Annotated in this window: 22 protein-coding genes and 1 tRNA gene; 11 read left to right on the top strand and 12 right to left on the bottom strand. The window is 75.2% G+C overall.

Features of this window, described 5'->3' with window-relative positions; genetic code table 11:
• Positions 1-523: 523 nt before the first annotated feature.
• A complete protein-coding gene (gene crgA / locus PGN05_RS16085; protein WP_419753567.1) occupies positions 524-796 on the bottom strand; it encodes a cell division protein CrgA in 273 nt (90 codons plus the stop codon).
• Between the two features lie 69 nt (positions 797-865).
• On the opposite strand from crgA, the gene PGN05_RS16080 reads away from it, so the two are divergent.
• Positions 866-1,633: a DUF881 domain-containing protein gene (locus PGN05_RS16080; RefSeq protein WP_419753566.1), complete on the top strand. Its 768-nt coding sequence runs from the start codon at positions 866-868 to the stop codon at positions 1,631-1,633.
• A gap of 27 nt (positions 1,634-1,660) precedes the next feature.
• Entirely contained in the window at positions 1,661-2,317 is a 657-nt protein-coding gene (locus PGN05_RS16075) for an aminodeoxychorismate/anthranilate synthase component II (RefSeq protein WP_419753565.1), read from the top strand.
• A 64-nt stretch (positions 2,318-2,381) separates the two neighbouring features.
• Here PGN05_RS16075 and pknB read toward each other — a convergent pair whose 3' ends face one another.
• From pknB to PGN05_RS16040, 7 genes are all read right to left on the bottom strand, one after another.
• Entirely contained in the window at positions 2,382-4,322 is a 1,941-nt protein-coding gene (gene pknB / locus PGN05_RS16070; RefSeq protein ID WP_419753564.1) for a Stk1 family PASTA domain-containing Ser/Thr kinase, read from the bottom strand.
• Between the two features lie 133 nt (positions 4,323-4,455).
• Positions 4,456-6,273 carry a serine/threonine protein kinase gene (locus tag PGN05_RS16065; protein WP_419753563.1) on the bottom strand — a complete coding sequence of 606 codons (1,818 nt, stop codon included), beginning with the start codon at positions 6,271-6,273 and terminating at the stop codon, positions 4,456-4,458.
• Positions 6,273-7,718: a peptidoglycan D,D-transpeptidase FtsI family protein gene (locus PGN05_RS16060; RefSeq protein WP_419753562.1), complete on the bottom strand. Its 1,446-nt coding sequence runs from the start codon at positions 7,716-7,718 to the stop codon at positions 6,273-6,275. Before PGN05_RS16060 ends, PGN05_RS16065 begins: the two co-directional genes overlap by 1 nt.
• On the bottom strand, positions 7,715-9,133 hold the full coding sequence (locus PGN05_RS16055; protein WP_419753561.1) for an FtsW/RodA/SpoVE family cell cycle protein: 1,419 nt from the start codon (positions 9,131-9,133) through the stop codon (positions 7,715-7,717). Before PGN05_RS16055 ends, PGN05_RS16060 begins: the two co-directional genes overlap by 4 nt.
• Entirely contained in the window at positions 9,130-10,509 is a 1,380-nt protein-coding gene (locus tag PGN05_RS16050) for a PP2C family protein-serine/threonine phosphatase (protein ID WP_419753560.1), read from the bottom strand. Before PGN05_RS16050 ends, PGN05_RS16055 begins: the two co-directional genes overlap by 4 nt.
• Before the next feature lie 40 nt (positions 10,510-10,549).
• A complete protein-coding gene (locus PGN05_RS16045; protein ID WP_419753559.1) occupies positions 10,550-11,011 on the bottom strand; it encodes an FHA domain-containing protein FhaB/FipA in 462 nt (153 codons plus the stop codon).
• A 13-nt stretch (positions 11,012-11,024) separates the two neighbouring features.
• Positions 11,025-11,834: an FhaA domain-containing protein gene (locus PGN05_RS16040; protein ID WP_419753558.1), complete on the bottom strand. Its 810-nt coding sequence runs from the start codon at positions 11,832-11,834 to the stop codon at positions 11,025-11,027.
• 165 nt (positions 11,835-11,999) lie between these two features.
• Here PGN05_RS16040 and PGN05_RS16035 point away from each other — a divergent pair.
• Positions 12,000-12,082, top strand: a tRNA-Leu gene (locus PGN05_RS16035).
• Between the two features lie 85 nt (positions 12,083-12,167).
• On the opposite strand, the gene PGN05_RS16030 is transcribed toward PGN05_RS16035, so the two are convergent.
• The 3 genes from PGN05_RS16030 to PGN05_RS16020 form a co-directional block, all read right to left on the bottom strand.
• The gene (locus PGN05_RS16030; RefSeq protein ID WP_419753557.1) at positions 12,168-12,647 is read right to left on the bottom strand and encodes a DUF1707 SHOCT-like domain-containing protein; all 480 of its coding nucleotides are present in this window, start codon (positions 12,645-12,647) and stop codon (positions 12,168-12,170) included.
• 90 nt (positions 12,648-12,737) lie between these two features.
• Positions 12,738-13,217: a pyridoxamine 5'-phosphate oxidase family protein gene (locus tag PGN05_RS16025; RefSeq protein WP_419753556.1), complete on the bottom strand. Its 480-nt coding sequence runs from the start codon at positions 13,215-13,217 to the stop codon at positions 12,738-12,740.
• A gap of 127 nt (positions 13,218-13,344) precedes the next feature.
• The gene (locus tag PGN05_RS16020) at positions 13,345-14,505 is read right to left on the bottom strand and encodes an acyl-CoA dehydrogenase family protein (RefSeq protein WP_419753555.1); all 1,161 of its coding nucleotides are present in this window, start codon (positions 14,503-14,505) and stop codon (positions 13,345-13,347) included.
• An 87-nt stretch (positions 14,506-14,592) separates the two neighbouring features.
• On the opposite strand from PGN05_RS16020, the gene PGN05_RS16015 reads away from it, so the two are divergent.
• The 7 genes from PGN05_RS16015 (at position 14,593) to PGN05_RS15985 (ending at position 19,558) form a co-directional block, all read left to right on the top strand.
• Entirely contained in the window at positions 14,593-15,186 is a 594-nt protein-coding gene (locus PGN05_RS16015; protein ID WP_419753554.1) for a TetR/AcrR family transcriptional regulator, read from the top strand.
• Positions 15,183-15,680 carry a GNAT family N-acetyltransferase gene (locus PGN05_RS16010; protein ID WP_419753553.1) on the top strand — a complete coding sequence of 166 codons (498 nt, stop codon included), beginning with the start codon at positions 15,183-15,185 and terminating at the stop codon, positions 15,678-15,680. The genes PGN05_RS16015 and PGN05_RS16010 overlap by 4 nt, the downstream gene beginning before the upstream one ends.
• Positions 15,670-16,581: an aldose 1-epimerase family protein gene (locus tag PGN05_RS16005; protein WP_419753552.1), complete on the top strand. Its 912-nt coding sequence runs from the start codon at positions 15,670-15,672 to the stop codon at positions 16,579-16,581. The genes PGN05_RS16010 and PGN05_RS16005 overlap by 11 nt, the downstream gene beginning before the upstream one ends.
• Before the next feature lies 1 nt (position 16,582).
• A complete protein-coding gene (locus PGN05_RS16000; RefSeq protein WP_419753551.1) occupies positions 16,583-17,302 on the top strand; it encodes an MOSC domain-containing protein in 720 nt (239 codons plus the stop codon).
• Entirely contained in the window at positions 17,299-17,523 is a 225-nt protein-coding gene (locus tag PGN05_RS15995; protein WP_419753550.1) for an RNA-binding S4 domain-containing protein, read from the top strand. The genes PGN05_RS16000 and PGN05_RS15995 overlap by 4 nt, the downstream gene beginning before the upstream one ends.
• Before the next feature lie 86 nt (positions 17,524-17,609).
• The gene (locus PGN05_RS15990; protein ID WP_419753549.1) at positions 17,610-18,800 is read left to right on the top strand and encodes a pyridoxal phosphate-dependent aminotransferase; all 1,191 of its coding nucleotides are present in this window, start codon (positions 17,610-17,612) and stop codon (positions 18,798-18,800) included.
• Positions 18,797-19,558: a carbon-nitrogen family hydrolase gene (locus PGN05_RS15985; RefSeq protein ID WP_419753548.1), complete on the top strand. Its 762-nt coding sequence runs from the start codon at positions 18,797-18,799 to the stop codon at positions 19,556-19,558. The genes PGN05_RS15990 and PGN05_RS15985 overlap by 4 nt, the downstream gene beginning before the upstream one ends.
• 48 nt (positions 19,559-19,606) lie before the next feature.
• On the opposite strand, the gene PGN05_RS15980 is transcribed toward PGN05_RS15985, so the two are convergent.
• Positions 19,607-20,650 (bottom strand): PRC and DUF2382 domain-containing protein, encoded by a 1,044-nt coding sequence (locus tag PGN05_RS15980; RefSeq protein WP_419753547.1) that lies wholly within the window; start codon positions 20,648-20,650, stop codon positions 19,607-19,609.
• 121 nt (positions 20,651-20,771) lie between these two features.
• On the opposite strand from PGN05_RS15980, the gene PGN05_RS15975 reads away from it, so the two are divergent.
• Positions 20,772-22,361, top strand: a complete 1,590-nt coding sequence (locus PGN05_RS15975) for a CHAD domain-containing protein (RefSeq protein WP_419753546.1) — start codon at positions 20,772-20,774, stop codon at positions 22,359-22,361.

The following is a 22,361-nucleotide window of genomic DNA, read 5'->3' as shown; positions in this document are numbered from 1 at the left end:
CCGCGGAGTACCGCCCCCCCCCCCCCCCCGGGCCCACGCCCCCCGCCCCCCCTGGGGACCGGAGGCCGTTCCTGTTCCGCCTCACGGGCCGTGGAGCTGCGCATTCGCCGTGGTCACGTCGCGTGTCGGGATCCGTCGGACGGGGTACTAGGGAGGTCCGGCCGCCGTCCCGGCCCCGACGCCATGTCGACTCGTCCACAGCTGTGTGCACAGCTGGGGATGGACTTGCAGGCATGTAGTTACTCGGCTGCCCTTCTCGTCACATGCGCCCCAGCCGGCACGAATCCCCAGGTCAGCCGCGCGCAGTCGAACACCCGTTCTCCACACTCGGTGGACAAGTCTGGGGGTATCCCGCTTTGTCGACCTGTGGACGGCGCGGTCGGCTGTGCACAGCGCCGAGCCCGGTCGCCGGCCGCCCGGACGGTCGGTCTGGAGCACGCGCGAGGCCCCCGTCCCCGGATGGGGACGAGGGCCTCGGTGAGGTCACTCCCGCCGCGTGCTCGCGAGCGGTGGGGCCCAGCGGCTAGCGCCAGCGCATCGACATGACCAGCCCGGCGACCATGAGGCCGAAGCCGATGGCGAAGTTCCACGGGCCGATGCTCGACAGGAAGCCGATCCGGTCGCCGGCCACGTAGAAGACGACGATCCACAGCAGCCCGAGCACCATGAGGGTGACCATCAGCGGCGCGTACCAGCGTGGGCTCGGCTGCACGGCGCGGGCGGCCGGTGTACCGGCTGGCATCGTGCCGCTGGGCGGCGTGTAGACCGACTTCTTGCGGACCTTGGACTTGGGCACCGTGCGAACTCCCTCCGGGGCCGGTTCGTCGCTGCCGGCCGTCACCGGGGCCCAGCCTAAGCTGCGGGAGTGGCCGCAGCCCGCACCCTGACCCTTCGGGGTAGCCGCCGGCTCACCGCCTGGGCCGCGCTGGTGCCCGTGGTGGCGCTGGCGGCCGGGTTGCTGTTCGCCACCTCCCGGCAGACCGCCCAGGGCACCGACCTGCGCGGCGGCGAGGTCACCCAGCTCACCTCGCTGATCGCCACCCGGCAGGACGTCATCGCCGACCAGCAGCAGCAGCTCGCCGCGCTGCAGGAGCAGGTGCAGGCCCTGACCGACCAGGCCGCGTCCCGGGACGGCGACGTCGCCGCGGCCCGCACCCAGAGCCAGGCCGGCGCCGTGTCCGCGGGCCTGGTCGCCCTCACCGGGCCGGGCGTGGAGATCGTCCTGGACGACGCCCCCCGGCGCCCCGACGGGTCACTGCCCATCGGCGCCCGGCCCGACGACGTCGTCATCCACCAGTCCGACGTGCAGGCGGTCGTCAACGCCGTCTGGGCGGCCGGCGCGGACGCGGTGGCGATCATGGACCAGCGGCTCATCGCCACCAGCGCGGTGCGGTGTGTCGGCAACGTGCTGCTCCTGCAGGGGCGGACCTACTCGCCGCCGTTCGTCGTCACCGCCATCGGGGACGCGGCCGCGATCCGGACCCAGCTGGACGCCTCGCCGCAGGTGCGGGTCTTCCAGCAGGCGGTCGAGGACTTCGGGCTCGGGTACGCGGTCCGGGATCGCCCCGCGGCGTCGGTCCCGGCGTGGGAGGGCCCGCTCGACATGGACCACGCCACCGCCGCCGACGGGTGAGCCGGGCCGCCGGTGTACACAAGGAGCGTGAGTCGCCCCGTTCTCGTCGTCGACAACTTCGACAGCTTCGTCTACAACCTGGTCCAGTACCTGGGTCAGCTGGGCGTGCGCTGCATCGTCCGGCGCAACGACGCGGTGACCGTCGACGAGCTGGCCGACCTCGACGTGGCCGGCGTCCTCCTCTCCCCCGGGCCGGGCACGCCCGCCGGCGCCGGCGTGACGGTGCCGATGGTGCGCGCGGCCGCTGAGGCCGGGACGCCGGTGCTCGGCGTGTGCCTGGGGCACCAGGCGATCGCCGAGGCGTTCGGCGCCGAGGTGGTGCGGGCGCCCGAGCTGCTGCACGGCAAGACCAGCCAGGTGGTGCACCGGGGCGTCGGCGTCCTCGCCGGACTGCCCTCGCCGTTCACCGCGACCCGCTACCACTCCCTCGCCGTCGACCGGGCCACCGTGCCCGACGAGCTGGAGATCACCGGCGCCACCGCCTCCGGGATCGTCATGGCGCTGCGGCACCGCGAGCTGCCGGTGGAGGGCGTCCAGTTCCACCCGGAGTCGGTGCTCACCGAGGGCGGGCACCGGATGCTGGCCACCTGGCTGGAGTCCTGCGGGCTGGCGCCCGACCCCGCCGCGGTCGAGGCGGCCACCGCCGCCGCCCACCGGCTCACCGTGGCCGCCACGCCCGCCTGAGGCCCCAGGAACGACGAAGGGCCCCTCCCCGGCGGGAGAGAGGCCCTTCGCGGTCTCGCGTCGGTCAGGGCGGGCCGGCGCCGCCGGGAGGGGCGGTGCTGGGCCCGGTTCCGGTGCCGGTCGGCTGCACGCCGACGGTCAGGGTGATCGCCTGCGTCGTCGGCACCTCCGTGCCGACCCCGGGGTCGACCGCGGTCACGACGCCGACGTCTGCGGGGTCCGGCGCCGGGGCCGTCGTCACCGAGACGTTGGTGAACCCGGCGGCCTGCAGCGCGGCCCGCGCCTCCTGCTCGGAGTCCCCGACGACGTCGGGCACGGCGACCGGCGCGGGGCCGCTGGAGACGCGGAGGGTGATCCGGTCACCGGCCGCGGCCTGGCTGCCGGCACCGGGGTCGGTGCCGATGACGGTGCCGACCGGCTGGTCGGAGTCGACCTCCTCGACACCGGTGTTGGTGAAGCCGGCGTCGCGGAGCGTCCCGGTCGCGGCGTCCTGCTGCTGACCGGCGACGTCGGGCACCTCGGCGTCGCCGTCGGACACCGACAGCGTGATCGTGCCGCCCGGCGCGACCTGCTGGCCCTCGGCGGGGTCGACGTCGACCACGACGCCCTCGGCCTCGGTGCTGTCCACCTGCCGGGTGTCGGTGTTCCCCGTGAAACCGGCGTTCTCGAGCGTCGTGCGGGCCCGGTCCTCGTCCAGGCCCACGACCGGCGGGACGGCGATGGTGTCCGGCCCGATGCCGACGACGAGGGCGACCGCGGACCCGGCCTCCACCTGCGCGCCGCTGGCGGGGGTGCTGGACAGGACGTTGCCCACCTGCGCGTCGTCGTCGGTCTCCTGCGTGGTGACCTCGCCGACCACGAGACCGGCCTCGGTGATCGCCGCCTCTGCCTCGGCCTGGGGGACACCGACCAGCTGCGCCGGGACGGTGACCTGCTGCACCGCCGGCGGCTGCTCCTCGCCGTCGTCGGTCAGCGCCAGCGCGATGCCGATGACGGTGGCCACGAGCACCACGGCGGCCACCACGATCGCGATGACCCGGTTCCGCTTGCGCTTGGCCGCGGCCGCGTCGTCCTCGTCGTCCCAGCGGTCGTCGGGGTGGCCGGGGGTGGCACCGAGGATGGTCGTCTTCTCGGCGTCGCCCATCACCGGCGTGGCCTCGACCCGCTGGCCGGCCAGCGCCCGCAGCAGGTCGTTGCGCATCTCGGCGGCCGACTGGTAGCGGTTCGCCGGGTTCTTGCTCATGGCCTTGAGCAGGATCGCGTCGAGCTCCGGCGGGATGGCCGGGTTGATCGACGAGGGCAGCCGCGGGTCCTCGCGCACGTGCTGGTACGCGACGGCGACCGGGGAGTCCCCGGTGAACGGCGGGGCGCCCGTGACCAGCTCGTAGAGCAGGCAGCCGACCGAGTAGACGTCGGACCGGGCGTCCACGCCCTCACCGCGCGCCTGCTCGGGGGAGAGGTACTGGGCGGTGCCGATGACCGCGGCGGTCGAGGTCATCGTCGCCGCGGAGTCAGACACCGCCCGGGCGATGCCGAAGTCCATGACCTTGACGCTGCCCTCGGGCGTGATCATCACGTTCCCGGGCTTCACGTCGCGGTGCACGATGCCGTTGCGGTGACTGAAGTCCAGCGCGCCGCAGATGTCGGCGGTCAGGCTCATCGCGCGCTCGGGCGGCAGGACACCCTCACCGCGGAGGACGTCGCGCAACGTCTGGCCCTCGACGTACTCCATGACGATGTAGGGGGTGGCGCCACTGGTCGTCCGGTCCTCGCCGGTGTCGTAGACGGCCACGATCGCCGGGTGGTTCAGGGACGCTGCCGCCTGCGCCTCGCGGCGGAACCGGACCTGGAACGACGGGTCGCGGGCGAGGTCGTGGCGCAGGACCTTGACCGCGACCTCGCGGCCCAGCCGCAGGTCCCGGCCCCGGTGCACCTCGGCCATGCCGCCGCGGCCGAGCACCCCGCCGATCTCGTAGCGCTCGCCGAGCAGCTGCGGCGTGGTCATCGGAGGTCCTCTCGGGCGGTGCGGTCCTGCGTCCAGGGGGAGTGCGGGCAGGGGGGAACGCGGCCGACGGGTGGGCCGGCGGCGAGCCTAACCGCTGCGGTCGCCCGTTCCCGGGACGCGCGGGGGAGCCCGGTCACTCGTCGACGTCCGCTTCCTGCTGGTCGGCCTGACGTCCTCCCTGCCCGGCCTGCGGCTCCTGGGGCTCCTCGTCCTCGGCCGGTTCCTCCGGCGGTGCCGGGACGCCGGGCTGGACCGGGCTCGTCGTGGTGGTCGGGGCCGTCGTGGTGGCCCCGCCGCCGGCCGTGGTGGTGGTCGTGGCCGTCGTGGTGCCCCCGGCCGTGGTGGTGGGCGTCGTCCCCGTGGGGCCGGTCGCCGTCGTCCGCGTGGGCTGCGAGGGTTCCTCGCTGGGCTCCGAGGTGGGCTCGTCGGCCGGCGGGGCGTAGTCGTCGGGGGCGAGGAAGAGGGTGACCGTGCTCCCCAGCGGCACCGGCGCGTTGGCCGGGTCGGACCCCACGACGGCGCCGGCGTCGATCGCGCGGTCCCAGCGGGCGACCTCGTCCTCGGTGGCGTCCCGGGTCTGCACGACGAGCCCGTTCTGCTCGAGCAGCGCGGTGACCTCCTCGCCGTCCTGGCCGATGTAGCTGTCGGTCGCCACGGTGTAGGTGCCCGCGGCGGACGTCGCGCTGGTCGGCGCGGCGCTGGTGGTCTCCGAGCCGCCGGCACCGGGGTCGGTGCCGCCGGCGAGGACGAACCACACGCCGCCGGCCAGGAGGGCCAGCGCGACCAGGCCGGCGACCAGCCACACCCAGCTCTTGCGGCGCGCGTCGGAGGCCCGGTGCCGGCCCTCCCACCCGCTGTCGTCGTCGTCCGTGGGACGGCGCAGCGGCGGCATGGTGCCCGCCCCGGTCCCCGGGGCGCCGTTGCCGGCCGCGGCGGCGGCACCGGCCGCGGTGCCGGCACCGAAGACCCGCGTGCGGCTGTCGTCGCCGTCGGCCACGAGCTCGGTCACGGCGGTCGGGGGCTCCGGAGCGGCGGTGCGCGGGCCCGGCGGCGGGGCAGGCACCCGCCCGGCGCCGGAGAAGGCGCCGGAGGAGGTGCCGGACAGCCCGTTGCCTGCGGCCACGGACCGGACCGCGGCGGCGAACGCGCCGCCGTCGGCGAAGCGGTCGGCGGGGTCCTTGGCCAGCGCGCGCTCGATGAGCAGGCGGACGGCGGGCGGCACGTTGGCCGGCAGCGGCGGCGGGGGCCGGTTGATGTGCGCCAGCGCGACCGCCACCTGCGAGGTGCCGTCGAACGGGCGCCCGCCCGTGAGGCACTCGTAGCCCACGACGCCGAGGGAGTAGACGTCGGAGGCCGAGGTGACCTCGAACCCCTGCGCCTGCTCCGGGGAGAGGTACTGCGCGGTGCCCACGACCATGCCGGTGCGGGTCAGCGGTGTGGCGTCGCGCGCCCGGGCGATGCCGAAGTCGGTCAGCTTCACCACGCCGTCGGGCCGCACGATGAGGTTGCCCGGCTTGATGTCGCGGTGGACCACGCCGGCGGCGTGCGCGGCCGACAGCCCGTCGGCGGACTGGCCCAGCACGTGCAGCGTCCAGTCGACCGGGAGCTTGCCCTCCTCGTGCAGGATCTGGACCAGCGGCTTGCCCTCGACCAGCTCCATGACGAGGAAGGCCAGCTGCTGTCCGGAGAAGCGGTCGTCCTCCGTCGTCTCGCCGTAGTCGTAGACCGAGGCGATGTTCGGGTGGCTGAGCGCCGCGGTGTGGCGGGCCTCGTTGCGGAACCGCGCGACGAAGCTCGGGTCACCGGTGAACTCGCTGCGGAGCACCTTGGCGGCCACGACCCGGTCCAGGACGCGGTCGCGGGCGCGCCACACCTCGCCCATACCGCCGGTGGCGATCGGGGCGGTGATCTCGTAGCGGCCGGCGAGGATCGTGCCGGTGGACAGCGCCATCAGCCCTGCCCCTCGAGGTGTGCCTGCATGACCTGGCGGGCGATCGGGGCGGACACGTCCCCACCCGTACCCCCGCCGTTGGCGACGAAGACCGCGACCGCGATCTGCGGGTCGTCGGCGGGGGCGAAGCCGATGAACCAGTTGTGGTCGGGTGCGTCGTTGCCGACCTCGGCGGTGCCGGTCTTGCCGGCGACGGTCACGCCCGGGATGCGGGCGGCGCGGCCGGAGCCGTTGGCGACCACGCTCTCCATCATCTCGGTGAGCTGCCCGGCGACCTCCGGGGTCACCGGCTGGCCCAGCTCCTCGGCGTCGGTCTCGTCGATGACGCTGAGGTCGGGGGCGCGCAGCTGGTCGATCAGGTGGGGCTCCATCAGGGTGCCGTCGTTGCCGACCGCGGCCGCGACCATCGCTGCCTGCAGGGGGGTCATCCGCACGTCCTGCTGGCCGATCGAGCTGACGCCCAGCTGGGCGTCGTTCTCCGGGTCGCCCATGCTGCTGCCGACCACCGGCAGCGGGATCTCCCGGTCCTCGCCGTCCATGCCGAACGCCTCGGCCATCTCGCGGACGCGGTCCTCGCCGAGGTCGATGCCCAGCTGGGCGAAGGCCGTGTTGCAGGAGATGGTCAGCGCGTCGATCAGCGGCTGCTCGCCGGTGCTGCTGCACCGGGAGCCGCCGAAGTTCTCCAGCTCGGTGGAGGTGCCGGGGAGGGTGAGCGTGTCCGGCGCCGGGATCACCGTGTCCGGGGTGTACTCGCCGCTGGAGAGCGCGGCCGCCGAGACGATCACCTTGAACACCGAGCCGGGCGGGAAGTTGTCGCTGGTCGCGCGGTTGAGCCGGGGGTCCGGCGAGGCATCGCCGAGCTGCGCCCAGTAGTCGCGGATGGCCTGCGGGTCGTGGCTGGAGAGCAGGTTCGGGTCGAAGCTGGGCGTGCTGGCCATGCCGAGCACCGCACCGGTGGAGGGCTCCAGCGCGACCACGGCGCCGGTCACGCCCTCGAGCCCGGCCATGGCGGCCTCCTGCACCGCCGGGTCCAGGGTCAGGACGACGTCGCCGCCGGAGGGGTCGCGGCCGGTGAACAGGTCGGCGAGGCGACGGGCGAACAGCCGGGCGTCGTTGCCGGACAGGATGTCGTTGGCCGCCCGCTCCATCTGCGTGTTGCCGTACACCAGCGAGTAGTAGCCGGTGACCGCCGCGTACAGCTCCCCCTGCGGGTACTGCCGCAGGTACGTGAGCCGGTCCTCGGTGGCGACCGACGTCGCGATCTCGGTGCCGGCCACGTTGATCGAGCCGCGCTCGCGGTCGTACTCCTCGGTGAGCACGCGGGTGTTGCCGGTGTCGTTGCGCAGCTCGTCCGAGCGCACGACCTGGATGTAGTTCACGTTGACGATCAGCAGCGTGAACAGCACCAGCACGCTGATCGCCACACGGCGCAGGGGGGCGTTCACTGCTGCACGACCTCGGTGGGCGCATCGCCCAGCGCGGGCTTGGGCGGACCGGCCGGGGCCGCCGGACGGCGCGCGGCGTCGCTGATCCGCACGAGGACGGCGACCAGCACGAAGTTGGCCACCAGCGACGACCCCCCGTAGGCGAGGAACGGCGTGGTCAGACCGGTGAGCGGGAGCAGGCCGGTCACCCCGCCGAGGACGACGAACACCTGCCAGGCGATGGCGAAGGACAGCCCCGCGGCGAGCAGCTTGCCGAACGCGTCGCGCACGATCAGCGAGGAGCGCAGCCCGCGCTCGACCAGGATCAGGTAGACGATGATCACCGCGACCAGGCCGAACAGCCCCAGCTCCTCGCCGATGGCCGCGGCGATGAAGTCGCTCTTGGCGACCGGCACCTGGTCCGGCCGCCCGCCGCCGAGGCCGGCGCCGAACAGCCCGCCGGTGCCCAGGCCGAACAGCGACTGGACCAGCTGGTAGCCGGCGCCGTCCCGGTAGTCGAAGGGGCTGAGCCACACGTCGACGCGGGACTGCACGTGGGCGAAGACCTGGTAGGCGATGAACGCCGCCCCGGCGAACAGGCCCAGGCCGATCAGCAGCCAGCTGGCCCGCTCGGTGGCGACGTAGAGCATCACGACGAAGATCCCGAACAGCAGCAGCGAGCTGCCCAGGTCGCGCTCGAAGACCAGCACCAGGATCGACAGCGCCCAGGCCACCAGCACCGGCCCGAGGTCGCGGGCCCGCGGCAGCTCGAGACCGGCCACCCGGCGGCTGGCCAGCGCGAGGACGTCGCGCTTGTCCACCAGGTAGGCGGCGAAGAAGACGATCAGGCAGATCTTGGCGAACTCACCGGGCTGGATGCTGAACCCGGCGACGCGGATCCAGATCTTGGCGCCGTTGACCTCCGAGAGCGACGAGGGCAGCACGGCGGGGATGGCCAGCAGCAGCAGGCCCAGGAGGGCGAGGGTGTAGGCGAAGCGCGACAGCACGCGGTGGTCGCGCAGCACCACGAGCACGACCACGAACAGGACGACGCCGAGGGTCGCCCAGACCAGCTGGACCGGGGCGTCCTCCCGCGTCACCGTCGAGTTCACCTGCTCGGCGGCGAGGTCCAGCCGGTGGATGACCGCCAGGCCCAGCCCCACGAGCAGGGCGACGGAGGGCAGCAGCAGCGGGTCGGCGTAGGGCGCGAACCGGCGGACGGCGAGGTGCGCCACCAGCCACAGCGCGGTGAACCACGCGCCGAACACCGGCAGCTCGGCGCGCAGGGAGCCGGTGATGGTGAGGTCGACGACCGCCTGCGCGGACAGCGTGATGAGCAGCGCGAAGCCCAGCAGCGCCAGCTCGGTGCCGCGCCGCTTGGGCGACGTCGTCCCGGCCGTGCCGCCGCGCGGGTCGGTGTTGGGGCCCGAGGTCACTTCGCCTCCCGGCAGTCCACTCCGGGTTCGGGCGCCGGGGTCGTCCGCTGGGACGTCGGTGCCGCCTCGGTCGGCTCCGCCGGGACGACCGGCGGCACCTGGCCGTCCGGGGTCACGGTCGCGGAGCTCTGGGCGGCCGTGCTGCTGGCGGCGGCCTCCTCCGGGTCCGGGCACACCGGCAGTCGCTGGTCGCGCAGCATCGTGACGATCCGGTCGGCGTGGCCGGCGTCGGTGGCGTCGATGCCCCGGCGCACCCGGCTGGCGTCGGCCTGGGTGAGGTCGGCGACGGCGAGGTCGGTGACGTCGGAGACCCGGTTGAGGTCCAGGCCCAGCAGCGAGGTGTCCAGGCCGCGGAAGACGGTGACCCGCTCGGCGCCGTCGGCCTCCTGGACCCCGACGAACCAGTTGGTCAGCAGCCAGAGGTAGGCGCCCACGGCCGCGACGGCGAGCAGCACGACCGCGCCGAGGGCCCACAGCAGGCGGCGCCGGCGGCGTCCCGGCACCGGCGCCGCGGCGACCGGAGCCGAGGCCGGTGGGGGCGCGGGCGGCGGGTCGTGCAGGGCCGCCCGTCCGGCGGCCGAACGGGGGTCGACCTCGCGCTGGCCCACGTTGTCGCCGGCAGCGCCGTCGACGACCGGCTCCATCAGCGCGCCGGTGCCGTTGTCCTCGACGACGTCGGCGACGATCACCGTGATGTTGTCCGGCCCGCCGCTGCGCAGGGCCAGCTCGATCAGCCGGTCGGCGGTCGACTGGGGGTCGGGGTCCTGCAGCGCGTCGGCGAGGGTCTCCTCGCTGACCACGCCGGACAGGCCGTCGGAGCACAGCAGGTAGCGGTCGCCGGCGCGGGCCTCGCGCATCGACAGGTCGGGGTCGACGTCCTGGCCGTTGAGGGCGCGCAGCAGCAGCGAGCGCTGCGGGTGGTGGTTGGCCTCCTCGGGCGTGATCCGCCCGTCGTCGATCAGCGTCTGGACGAACGTGTCGTCGTGCGTGATCTGGGTGAGGGCGCCGTCGCGCAGCAGGTAGGCGCGCGAGTCGCCGACGTGGCACAGGGCCAGCCGGCCGCCGGCGAACAGGACGGCGGTGAGCGTGGTGCCCATGCCCTCCAGCTGCGGGGACTCGCGGATCACCTCCCGCAGGTGCTCGCTGCCGTCGAAGACCGCCTCGCGCAGCGACTGGAGCATGTCGCCGGACGGCGCGTCGTCGTCCAGGTGCTCGAGCGCGGCGATGACCACCTTGCTGGCGACGTCGCCGGCCGCGTGGCCGCCCATGCCGTCGGCGACGGCGAGCAGCCGGGGCCCGGCGTACACCGAGTCCTGGTTGTTGCCGCGGACCAGTCCGCGGTCGGATCGGGCCGCGTATCGCAGCGCGAGGCTCATCGGGTCGGGCCTCCGGGGGAGCGGCTGCACCGCGGGTCGGTCATGAGCGCAGCTCCATGGCCGTCTGGCCGATGCGGATCGGCTGCCCGGGAGCCACGAGGAGCGGGCCCTGGACGCGTTGCTGGTCCAGGTAGGTGCCGTTGGTGGAGCCGAGGTCCTCCACGTACCAGGAGCCGCCGCGGTTGGTCAGCCGCGCGTGCCGCGAGCTGGCGAAGTCGTCGGTCAGGACCAGGGTGGAGTCGTCGGCCCGGCCGATGAGGATCGGCTGGTCGCCGAGGGTGATCTTCGTGCCGCTCAGCGGGCCGGCGGTGACCACGAGCGTCTTCGGCCCGCGGGTCTTCTTCCGGCCCGGGGCCGCCGCCCGCGGCGGCACCGAGGCGACCCGCCCGGCGCGGCCGCCGAAGAGGTCGGCCCGCACCACCCGGAACGCCGCGAAGATGAACAGCCACAGCAGCAGCAGGAAGCCGAAGCGGAAGATCTGCAGAACGATCTCGGCCGTCATGGGAGGACCCGCTTCACGCGCCGTCCTGGCGGTAGACCAGCACCGAGTGGCCGATTCGGATGACGTCGCCGTCGGCCAGCGGCTGGCGGGTGATCCGCCGGCCGTTGACCAGGGTGCCGTTGGTCGAGCCGAGGTCCTCGGCGATGGCGGTGCCCCCGTCGAGGACGACGTCCACGTGCTTGCGGCTCACCCCGGTGTCGGGCAGCCGGATGTCGGCGTCGGTGCCGCGGCCGATGACGTTGCGGCCGGTGGTCAGCTCGTGCCGGGTGCCGGGGCCGTCGACGACCAGGACGTGGGTGACGCCCGGCTTGGAGCCGGCGCGGCCGATGACCGCGGAGGGCACCTGGCGGCCGGTGTCGGTGGCCATGCGGCCGCGCAGCGGCGGCAGCGGCGGGATCCCGCCGGTCGCCGGCGGGGACGGGAGGGGCTCGGCCGCGGTGCTCGGGCGGGCCGGGTCGGCGACGTGCGAGCTGACCTCGAAGACGCCGGTCGGCAGGTCGTCGTCCCGCTCCAGGCGGACCTGGACGGCGTCGAAGACCTGGTAGCCCTCGGTCTCGATGTGCTCGGACACCATGTCGGCGAGCTGCGCGGCCAGCTGCTCGGACCACTCGGCGAGGTTGTCGTAGTCGGTCGGACCCAGCCGGACGTCGTAGACGTTGGGGGCCAGCACCCGCCCCTCGCCCAGCACCGAGCGCTGCTCGTCGGCCTCGCGGGTCAGTGCCTTGGCGATCTCGGCGGGGTGGACCTTGCCCTTGAAGAGCCGGGCGAAGGCCAGCCCGACCATGCCCTCCAGTCGCCGCTCGAAGCGCTGCAGCACACCCACAGTCGCTCCCTTGCGCTCGCCCGGACGTCCCGTTCTGCCATCGTTGATCGTAGCCGGGTACGGAGCGGGGGACCGGCCAGTGACCCCACGACGCCCCGGGCGAGCCGGGCCGCGTGCCCCCTCGCCGGGCGGTCCCGGGGTGGCTGCTAGTCTTCTCCCTCGCCAGGGCAAGTGGCGGAATGGCAGACGCGCACGGTTCAGGTCCGTGTGTCCGAGAGGACGTGGGGGTTCAACTCCCCCCTTGCCCACCCACACGACGCAGCGGCCCCGGGGGGATCCCCCGGGGCCGCTGCGCGTTCCGGTGCCCTCGCGGGTTCCGGTGCCTGGTGCGGGTCAGGTCAGCCGGCGCCGGTCGTCGCCGTCCCCGCGCCGCCGTCCGCCGGTCAGCGACTGGGCGAGCAGGACCGCGCCCCAGGGGCCGATGACCCAGATCGGCCACGGGTACAGCAGCTCCCCCGAGGCGATGCACGTGGTGATCCAGACGCCGAGCACGATGACGGCGGTCACGACCCAGTTGCGCCACGCGGCCTGCAGCGAGGGTCCACCGGCCCAGCCGCCCCAGTGCCCGGCGGTGCTGATCCCGTGCACGGACGGCGCCGGCGCCGCGGGCGCGGGGTCGGGGCGCTTCTCGAGGGTCGTGGGCAGGTCGGTGGTGAGTGCGGCCAGCTCGCCGTAGGTGCGGGCGGCGTAGGCGCGGGCCAGCCGGTCGTCGTACTCGGCGACGGTCAGACGGCCGGCGGCCATGTGCTCGCCCAAGAGAGAGGCGACAGCTGCGCGGTCTGCGTCGGCGGCGCGCAGGTGCGGCTCGGGCATCGGGGACCTTCCTGGTTCGGGGACCCCAGTCTCGTCCGCGGGGCCGCGCCGGGTCCACTGACGTCCGTCACGGGTTCCACGTGGAACCCGTCAGGTCCGCTCCGTCCGGGTCAGCCCGCTGCCGGGGTGCCACGACGCCACGACCAGCGCCGTCTTCTCCTCGTTGAGCGCGACGAGCACCACCTGGTCCAGGTCGACGCGGAACAGCTCGAAGTCCCCGGGCCGGCCCTCGAGGCCCGCCGCGCCCGCGAACCGCGCCCACTCCTCGGGGTCGGTGACCTCGGTCGCGCGGCCGGAGAGCTTCGCGTCCGCGCTGAACTCGTCGGGCTCCGCGCTGCCGCTGTGCAGGGCGAAGCGCGGGTCCCGGCGCAGGTCGGCGAACTTGACCGAGTGCGGCATGCCGGCCAGCCAGGGCTCCCCGGCCACGAACTGCATCTCGATGCCGCTCACCCGCGGGGAGCCGTCGGCCCGCAGCGTCGCCAGGACCTTGTGCCGGCGCGCGTCGAAGGCCGCCCGCACCCGGTCGGCGAACTCGGGTTCCGCCGCGGCCACGTCCGCGAAGGTCGACATGCTCGGCATCGTGCACCCGGCGCCCGACAGAACGGGGCGCCCGGACGACGAGACCGCCGATCTCGCACGCTCGGGGAGCGCGGGCCGTGCGAGATCGGCGATCTCGCCGGGAGGATGCGCCGAGGCTTCAGCGGCCGCCCGCGGCCTCCGCCGTCAGGTGCCGGCCGATGACCAGGCGCTGGATCTGGTTGGTGCCCTCGAAGATCTGCATGACCTTCGCCTCCCGCATGTACCGCTCGACGGGGAACTCGCGCGTGTAGCCCGCGCCGCCGAGCACCTGGACGGCGTCGGTCGTCACCTTCATCGCCGCGTCGGTGGCCACCAGCTTGGCGATGCTGGCCTGGCGCGAGTAGGACTTGCCGGCGTCCCGGCGCCGCGCGGCCACGAGGTAGGTGGCCCGCGCCGACTCCACGGCGGCGGCCATGTCGGCCAGCAGGAAGGCCACGCCCTGGTGCTCGGCGATGGGCCGGCCGAAGGTCTCCCGCTCGCGCGCGTAGGCGACGGCGACGTCCAGGGCGGACTGCGCGAGCCCGACGGCGACCGCGCTCACCCCCAGCCGGCCGGAGTCGAGGGCGGCCAGCGCGATGGCCAGGCCGCGGCCGCGCTCGCCGACCAGCCGGCCGGCCGGGACGGGGACGCCGTCGAGCCTGATGGCCGCGGTGGTGGACGCGGTCAGTCCCATCTTCTCCTCCGGCTTCGCGGCGGACAGGCCGGCGAGGTCGGGGGTGAGGTGGAAGCAGGAGATCGCGGCCGGGCCGTCGTCGGGCGTCCGCAGGAAGGTCGAGTAGAAGTCGGCGGAGCCGCCGTGGGTGACCCACGCCTTCTCACCGCCGGCCACCCAGCCCTCGCCGTCGGCCTTGGCGGAGGCGCGCATCGCCCGCGGATCGGAGCCCGCGGAGGCCTCGGAGAGGCAGTAGGCCCCGAGGAGCCCGCCGCCCACCATGTCCGGCAGCAGCTCGCGGCGCTGCGCTGGGGAGCCGAACCGGTCGACCGGGAAGCAGGCCAGGGTGTGCACGCTCACCCCGAGCGCCACGCTCGCCCAGCGGGCCGCGAGCTCCTCGACGACCTGCAGGTACACCTCGTAGGGCTGGCCGCCGCCGCCGACGTCCTCACCGAAGGGCAGGCCGAGCAGCCCCGCCTCGCCCAGGGTCCGGAAGACCTCGCGGGGAAAGCGCTCCTCCCGCTCGTACTGCGCGGCCCGCGGCGCGAGCTCGGCGTCGGCGATCTCGCGGGTCAGGGCCAGCAGGTCGACGGCCTCCTGGGTGGGCAGCTCACGGTCGACCGTCACGTCGTCCCCCTCGGTCCGGAACAGTACCGACAACGATACGGCAGTACTGTCCGACGTTCAGGTCCATGCTGTCCGCCGGGAGGTGCCATGCCGGGAGAGCGTGCGGGCGCGACGACCGACCGGCTGACCCGCCGGCAGGCCGAGCTGCTCGACCAGCTGGAACAGCTGTTCCTCGCCGAGGGCTTCGCGCGGTTCACCCTCGAGGACCTCGCCGTCCGGCTGCACTGCTCGAAGAGCACGCTGTACGCGCTGGCCGGCAGCAAGGAGCAGCTGGCGTCCCGGGTCATCCGGCACTTCTTCCGCAAGGCGACGGCGGCCGTCGAGGCGCGGACGGCGACCGAGCGGGATCCCGCGCTGCGCGTGACCGCGTACCTCGCCGCGGTGGCGCGGGCCCTGGCGCCGGCGTCCCCGGCCTTCTACCGCGACCTGGACGCCTTCCCGCCGGGCCGCGCGGTCTACGAGCGCAACACCGCGAGCGCCGCCGAGCGGGTGCGGGAGCTGATCGCCGAGGGCGTGGCGCAGGGCCGCTTCCGCGAGGTGCACCCCGCGCTGGTGGCCGACACCGTCTCCACGCTGGTGTTCCGCATCGGCCGCGGCGACACCGCGCGGGCCACCGGGCTGGACGACGCCGCCGCCTACCGCGAGCTGGCCGCCCTCCTGCTGCACGGGATCAGCCTGTGAGCGTCGAGCCGGCCGACTGGGACGACCCCGACGTCCAGCGGCTCACCGCCGCGCAGCAGGCCGAGCTGCGGGTGCGGTACGACGGCGCGGGGGAGCCGGGCACCCCGCCGTCCGCCGCGGACGTCAGCGTCGTGCTGCTGGCCCGCGACCCCGACGGGACGCCGGTCGGCTGCGGCGCGCTGCGGGCGCTGGAGTCGGGGGTCGCCGAGGTGAAGCGCATGTACGTCGTCCCGGCGGCGCGCGGCCGAGGGGTCTCGCGACGCGTGCTCGCCGCGCTGGAGACCGCGGCCGCGGGCCGGGGCTGGACGACGCTGCGCCTGGAGACCGGCCCGCGGCAGCCGGAGGCGATCGGGCTGTACGAGAGCGCGGGCTACCGGCCGATCCCGGCGTTCGGCCGGTACGTCGACGACCCGGACGCCGGCTGCTCGCTGTACTACGAGCGCGTGCTCGGAGGGCCGGGCGGGGATGTGGTGGGGTGGCCCCATGAGCGCTGAGTGGCCGCCCACCGAGCCCCGTGAGGTGGAGGTGACCGCCGGCGACGCCCGGCTGGTGGTCGACCTCCGCGGCGGCGGGCTGCGGAGCCTCACCGTGGCCGACCGGGGGGTGCTCGACGGCTATCCGCCGGGCGCGGTCCCGGCCGGACGGCGCGGCGGCCTGCTGTTCCCCTGGCCCAACCGCCTCCGCGACGGGCGCTGGACCTGGCGCGGCCGGCAGCTGCAGCTGGACGTCGCCTCGCCGTCCTCCCCGACCGCCGCGCACGGGCTGGTGTCCTGGCAGCCGTTCGCCGTCCTGGCGCAGCGGGCCGACGCGGTCACCGTCGGCACCACCGTCGAGCCGCGTCCGGGCTATCCGTTCCGGCTGGCGGTGGCCGTCGATGCCGAGCTCAGCCCCGACCGGCTGACGGTCACCGTGCGGGCGCGCAACGCCGGCGACCAGGCGGCTCCGCTGGGCGCCGGGATGCACCCGTACCTCGCCGTCGGGGCCCGGCAGGACGGCGACGTCGGAGCGGCCGAGCTGCACCTGCCCGCCCGCACCGAGCTCGTCGTCGACGGCGGCCTGCCCACCGGCGAGCGCCGGCCCTTCGACGGCGCCGTCGGCCGGATCGGCGACCGCGCGCTCGACACCCCGCTCACCGACCTGGAGCGGGACGCCGACGGCTGGGCCCGGGTCCGGCTGCGCGGCCCGGCCGGCGGGCTGGAGCTGGCCGTGGACCGCGCGTGGCCGTGGCTGCAGGCCTACACCGGCGACACCCTCCCGGAGGGGCAGCGCCGGCGCAGCGTCGCGGTCGAGCCGATGACCTGCCCGCCCAACGCCCTGGCCGACGGCGTCGACCTCGTCGTCCTGGAGCCCGGGGACGAGTGGTCGGGCACCTGGACCCTGACCTGGGAGCGGTGAGGTGCGGATCGCGGAGCTGTGGCGGTACCCGGTCAAGTCGCTGCAGGGGGAGCGCCTGGCCCGCGCCGAGGTGGGGACCGAGGGCCTGGCCGGGGACCGGCAGTGGGCGCTGTTCGACGTCGAGTCCGGCCTCGGACTGACCGCCCGCCGGGTGCCCGACCTGCTGTTCGCCGCCGGCCGGGTGCGCCCCGACGGGCAGGTGGAGGTGGTGCTGCCCGACGGCAGGGTCACCGCCGAGGACGCCGTCCTGTCGGCCTGGCTGGGCCGCCCGGTGACGCTCCGGGCCGCGGCGGACGCCCCGGGCGACCGGCGGTACGAGAACCCGTTCGAGGTCGGGGACGACGACGAGGAGGGCTGGAACGCCTTCACCGGCGCCCGCGGCGCCTTCCACGACAGCTCCCGCGCCCGCGTCTCGCTGGTGTCCACCGGCACGCTGGGCACCTGGGACCGGCGGCGGTTCCGCGCGAACGTCGTGCTGGACGGCGAGGGCGAGGACGCGCTGGTCGGCACGCGGGTGCGCGTGGGCGACGCCGAACTGGACGTCGTCGCCCCGATCCCCCGCTGCGTCATGGTCACCCGCCCCCAGCCCGGCGGCGTCGGCCGGGACACGTCGGTGCTCCGGACCGTGCACCGCGAGCGGGGCGGGATGCTGGCGATCGGGGCCCTCGTCGTGCGGCCGGGCACCGTGGCGGTCGGCGAGGAGCTCGGCGGGGGAGGATGACCGGCGTGCGCACCGTCGAGCTCCGCCCGGGGGAGGACTCCATCCGGCTGGGCCAGCTGCTCAAGCTGGTGGACGCCGTCCCGACCGGTGCCCAGGTGAAGGACGTGCTGCTCACCGGGGCGGTCCAGGTCAACGGCGAGCCGGAGGAGCGCCGCGGCCGGCAGGTCCGCCGGGGGGACGTGGTGTCGGTCGAGGGCATGGAGGACGTGACCGTCGCCTGACAGCCGCGGGCGAGCGTCGGCGATCGACCAGTGTCGTCGTGGGCTGAGCGCGTTCCACGTGGAACGCCGTCTGCCAGGCTGGGGCCATGACGCGCGCGCCGTACCTGTCGGCCCGCCTGCAGGGGTTCGGGACGACGGTCTTCGCCGAGATGAGCGCGCTGGCCGTCGCCACCGGGTCGATCAACCTGGGCCAGGGCTTCCCCGACTACCCGGGCCCGCCCGAGGTGCTGGACGTCGCCCGCGCGGCGATCGGCACCGCGCACGACCAGTACCCGCCGGGCCCGGGCATCCCCGAGCTGCGGGCGGCGATCGCCGAGCACGTGCAGCGCTTCGGCGGGCACGCCTACGACCCGGCCGACGAGGTGCTGGTCACCGCGGGCGCCACGGAGGCGCTGTCCGCCGCGCTGCTGGCGCTGCTCGAGCCCGGCGACGAGGTCGTCCTGTTCGAGCCGATGTACGACTGCTACGCCGCGGGGATCGCGATGGCCGGCGGGGTCGCCCGCCCGGTGCCGCTGCGGCCGCCCGCCTCCGGCGCGGGGCCGTGGACCTTCGACGCCGCCGAGCTGCGGGCCGCCGTCACCCCGCGGGCGCGGATGCTGCTGCTCAACACCCCGCACAACCCGACCGGCAAGGTCTTCTCCCGCGCGGAGCTCGGCACGCTCGCCGCGCTGGCCATGGAGCACGAGCTGCTCGTGCTCACCGACGAGGTGTACGAGCACCTGGTGTTCGACGGCGCCCGGCACGCCTCGCTGGCCACCGTGCCGGGCATGCGGGAGCGCACCCTGGTGGTGAGCAGCGCCGGCAAGACGTTCAACGTCACCGGCTGGAAGGTCGGGTGGATCTGCGGGCCGGCGCCGCTGGTGTCCGCCGTCCGCACCGCCAAGCAGTTCCTGACCTACGTCAACGGCGGGCCGTTCCAGCCGGCCGTCGCCGCGGGGCTGCGGCTGCCCGACGAGTACTTCGCCGGGATCGCCCGCGACCTCGAGTACCGCCGCGACGTGCTGGTGCGCGGCCTGGCCGCGGCCGGGCTGCCGGTGGTGAGCCCGGAGGCGACGTACTTCGCGACGGTCGACGTCCGCTCGGTGCAGCCGGACGGCGACGGCATGGCCTTCTGCCGGTCGCTGCCCGAGCGGGCGGGCGTGGTGGCGATCCCGACCGGGGTCTTCTACGACCCCGCCCACGCGCACCTGGGCCGGCACCTGGTGCGCTTCGCGTTCTGCAAGGGCGACGACGTCCTGGCCGACGCCGTCGAGCGGCTGGGGAGGATGGGCTCGTGAGGATCGCCGTGGTGCAGCACGACATCGTCTGGGAGGACCGGACGGCGAACTTCGCGCGACTCGGGCCGCAGGTGGCCCGGGCGGTGGGCGCGGGCGCGGAGCTCGTGCTGCTCAGCGAGACCTTCTCGACGGGCTTCACCATGACGCCGGGGATCGGGGAGCCCGAGGGTGGCCCGTCGTCGCGGTTCCTGCAGGAGCGGGCGGCCGAGCACGGGGTGTGGGTGGCCGGCAGCTGCCCGGAGGTCGCGCCCGAGGCGGAGCTCCCGTACAACTCGCTGGTCCTGGCCGGTCCGGACGGCACGGTGCACCGCTACCGGAAGCTGCACCCGTTCAGCCACGGCGGCGAGCACGAGCGCTTCCGGGCCGGGGACGAGCCGCTGACGGTGGAGATCGGCGGCCTGCGGGTCACCCCCTTCATCTGCTACGACCTGCGCTTCGCCGACGTCTTCTGGGCCGCGGCGCTGGACACCGACGTCTACGTCGTCACGGCGAACTGGCCGGCCGCGCGGCGGCACCACTGGCAGACCCTGCTGCGCGCCCGCGCGATCGAGAACCAGGCCTACGTCGTGGGCTGCAACCGGGTGGGCGCCGCCGGCGACGGCACCGAGCACGCCGGCGACAGCATGGTCGTCAGCCCGATGGGGGAGCTGCTGGCGACGGCGGCCGGGACCGAGACGATCGTGCTGGCCGACCTCGACCCCGCCGAGGTCGCCGCCACCCGCGACCGGCTGCGCTTCCTGCCCGACCGCCGCTCGTGACGGAGTGCAGGAGCGCAGGTTCCCTGCACTCCCGCACTCCGATGGGCGTCAGAGACCGGGACGGCGCTCCTCGTCGACGGCGATCTCCTCGCGCTGCAACCGCTCGCTGATCTGCTCCTGGCCCTCGACGACCTCGGTGCGCAGCCGCACCCGCTGCACCGGGACCACCTCCACGGAGACCACCGGCCGCTCGGCGTGCAGCACGATCTCCTCGGGCAGCCCGCCTGCGGCGCCGGCGTCGGTCCCCCCGACGGCGCGCCCGGCGGGGGTCGGACCGGCGTCGACCAGAGACTCGCCCGGACCGGCGTCGGGGGCGTCGATCGGCACCTCCTCGACGCGGATCTCCTCGCGCCGGACGGGGACGGTGACCGTCACCTCCTCGGTGATCACGTACTTCACCAGCCGCGCGCGGGTGGTGGCGACCCGCTCGGCGCCGACCCGGAGCTGCTCCTCGCTGCGCGTCATCGCGCGGTCGGCCGCCGGGGCCGGGGGACGCGCGGCGGCACCCGCGGCGGCACCCGCGGTCGCGGCGGCGGTGCTGTCCGTCCGGACGTCCTCCTGGGCCGGCCGGATGTCCTCGACCCGCACGGTGTCCCCCGCGTGCGCGCCCGACGGCTGGACCGCGGTCGTCGCGTCGGCGGCCCCGGCTCCGACGCCGCCCGCGAGGACGTCACCCTGCGCGACGCTGCCCTGCTCCAGGCGGCCACCCTGCGCGACGACGCCGCCGCCCTGCTCCAGGCGATCGCCCTGGGTGAGGCCGCCGTCCTGCTCCAGCCCGCCGCTCTGGCCCAGGCCGTAGTGCCGGCGCAGCAGCGCCTCGTCGTCCGGGTCGAGGTGCTCGCTCGAGACCGACGGGGCGTTCTTGACCGCGTCCTTGGTGACCGGCAGTTGCACCACGCCGTCGGCGAACGTCGCCTCCGCGGCCGGGACGACGGAGTGCCGCACCCCGAACAGCCCGGTGGAGACGGCCACCCAGGTGGGCGCGCCGGTGCGGTCGTCGGTGAAGAAGTGCTCGACCGTGCCGATCTTCTCGCCGTCCGGTCCGTAGGCCGTGCTTCCGATCGCTGCGGACAGCTCTCGCTCGCTCAACATGGGTCGGCTCCCCTCGTCGGGCCCTCTCGGCCTGTGTGGGCAGCGTGCCCAGCGGAGACGGTGGGTGAACATCCCCCGTTGCCCTGCTGACCAGCCGCCTCCTGGCCTACCGTGACTGATCGTGACCACCGAGCACCTGGAGATCGAGCGCAAGCTCGAGGCCGACGACAGCTACGCCGCGCCGGACCTGACCGGCGTCGACGGCGTGGACGCGGTGGGGGAGCCCGAGGAGCAGGCCCTGGAGGCGACCTACTTCGACACCGCGGACCTGCGGCTGCTGCGCAACAAGGTCACGCTGCGCCGCCGCACCGGCGGGTCGGACGCCGGCTGGCACGTGAAGCTGCCGGCGGCGGCCGGCGCGCGCCGGGAGCTGCACCAGCCGGTGGGCCGGGCGAGCCGCACCGTGCCGAAGGCGGTCCTGGCCCCGGTCCTCGGCGTGCTCGGGACGGCGGTGCCGGAGCCGGTCGCCACGCTGCGCACCCGCCGGGTGGTACGCCGGCTGCTGGGCGAGGGCGGCGCGGTGCTCGCCGAGGTGGCCGACGACACCGTGCACGGGACGGCGCTGGGCGCCAACCCCGGGGAGCCGGCGACGGTGACCACCTGGCGGGAGCTCGAGGTGGAGCTGGTCGACGGCGACGAGGCGCTCCTCGACGCGGTCACCGAGCGGCTGGTGGCGGCCGGCGCGCGGCTGTCGGACTCGCCGTCCAAGGTCGGCCGGGTGCTGGCCGGCCGGCTGGGGCAGCCCGGCGGCGCGCCCGCGGGAGGTCCGGGCGACGAGGGCGACGCGACGGGCAGCAGGCGGAAGAAGGGAAAGAAGGAGAAGGCCCGGCAGCCCACCGCCGGGGACGTCGTCCTCGCGGCCCTGGCCGCCCAGGTCGCGGCGCTCCGCGCGGCCGACCTGGCCATCCGCACCGAGCAGCCGGAGGGCGTGCACGACCTGCGGGTGGCCTGCCGCCGCCTGCGGAGCATCACCGCGGCGTTCCGGACGGTCCTCCCGCGGAAGGCCACCGACCCGCTCCGTGCGGAGCTCCGGTGGGTCGGCGGGCAGCTGTCGGCGGCCCGGGACGGCGAGGTGGCCCTGGCGCACCTGCGCGAGCTGGTCGCCGCGCAGCCGCCCGAGCTGGTGCTCGGCCCGGTCGCGGCCCGGTTCCAGCAGACCGAGATCAGTGGGCGCGTCGACGACGCCCGCCGGGTCATCCGCACGCTCACCGACCGGCGCTACCTGCTGCTGCTGGACGCCTTGGCCGCGCTCCTGGCCGACCCGCCGTTGACCGAGTTCGCCGGCGGGCCGGCGCGCGCGGTCATGGCCGACGCGGTCCGGCGCAACGGCAAGCGGTTGCGCCGCGCGGTCACGGCGGCCCGGGAGGCCCAGGGCGAGGAGCGGCACACCGCCCTGCACGCGGTGCGCAAGGCCGGCAAGCGGGTCCGCTACACCGCCGAGGTGGCCGCCGACGTGCTGGGCGGGCCGGCGACCGCGCTGGTGGACTGCCTCAAGGAGGCCCAGGAGACCCTGGGCTCCGCGCAGGACACCGTCGTCACCCGGGAGTACGCCGTCCGGCTGGGCCGCGCCGCGTTCGCGGCGGGGGAGAACGCGTGGACCTATGGCCGGCTGCACGGGCTGGAGGAGGCCCGGGCCGCCCGCGCCGAGGACGCGTTCTGGGAGCTGGAACCGAGGGTCCGCACGGCGGTCCGGGCGGCGGCGAAGAGCTGA

Origin of the sequence: Geodermatophilus sp. CPCC 206100 (genome assembly GCF_048569675.1) — a bacterium.
Lineage (GTDB): Bacteria > Actinomycetota > Actinomycetes > Mycobacteriales > Geodermatophilaceae > Geodermatophilus.
This window is presented reverse-complemented; position numbering and strand designations above follow the sequence as displayed.

Excerpts from the sequence above, each read along its gene's own strand:
- pknB (WP_419753564.1), bottom strand. The coding sequence starts at position 4,322 with ATGACCACGCCGCAGCTGCTCGGCGAGCGCTACGAGATCGGCGGGGTG.
- PGN05_RS16065 (WP_419753563.1), bottom strand. The coding sequence starts at position 6,273 with ATGGCGCTGTCCACCGGCACGATCCTCGCCGGCCGCTACGAGATCACC.
- PGN05_RS16050 (WP_419753560.1), bottom strand. The coding sequence starts at position 10,509 with ATGAGCCTCGCGCTGCGATACGCGGCCCGATCCGACCGCGGACTGGTC.
- PGN05_RS16045 (WP_419753559.1), bottom strand. The coding sequence starts at position 11,011 with ATGACGGCCGAGATCGTTCTGCAGATCTTCCGCTTCGGCTTCCTGCTG.
- PGN05_RS16030 (WP_419753557.1), bottom strand. The coding sequence starts at position 12,647 with ATGCCCGAGCCGCACCTGCGCGCCGCCGACGCAGACCGCGCAGCTGTC.
- PGN05_RS16025 (WP_419753556.1), bottom strand. The coding sequence starts at position 13,217 with ATGTCGACCTTCGCGGACGTGGCCGCGGCGGAACCCGAGTTCGCCGAC.
- PGN05_RS16015 (WP_419753554.1), top strand. The coding sequence starts at position 14,593 with ATGCCGGGAGAGCGTGCGGGCGCGACGACCGACCGGCTGACCCGCCGG.
- PGN05_RS16005 (WP_419753552.1), top strand. The coding sequence starts at position 15,670 with ATGAGCGCTGAGTGGCCGCCCACCGAGCCCCGTGAGGTGGAGGTGACC.
- PGN05_RS15995 (WP_419753550.1), top strand. The coding sequence starts at position 17,299 with ATGACCGGCGTGCGCACCGTCGAGCTCCGCCCGGGGGAGGACTCCATC.
- PGN05_RS15990 (WP_419753549.1), top strand. The coding sequence starts at position 17,610 with ATGACGCGCGCGCCGTACCTGTCGGCCCGCCTGCAGGGGTTCGGGACG.
- PGN05_RS15980 (WP_419753547.1), bottom strand. The coding sequence starts at position 20,650 with ATGTTGAGCGAGCGAGAGCTGTCCGCAGCGATCGGAAGCACGGCCTAC.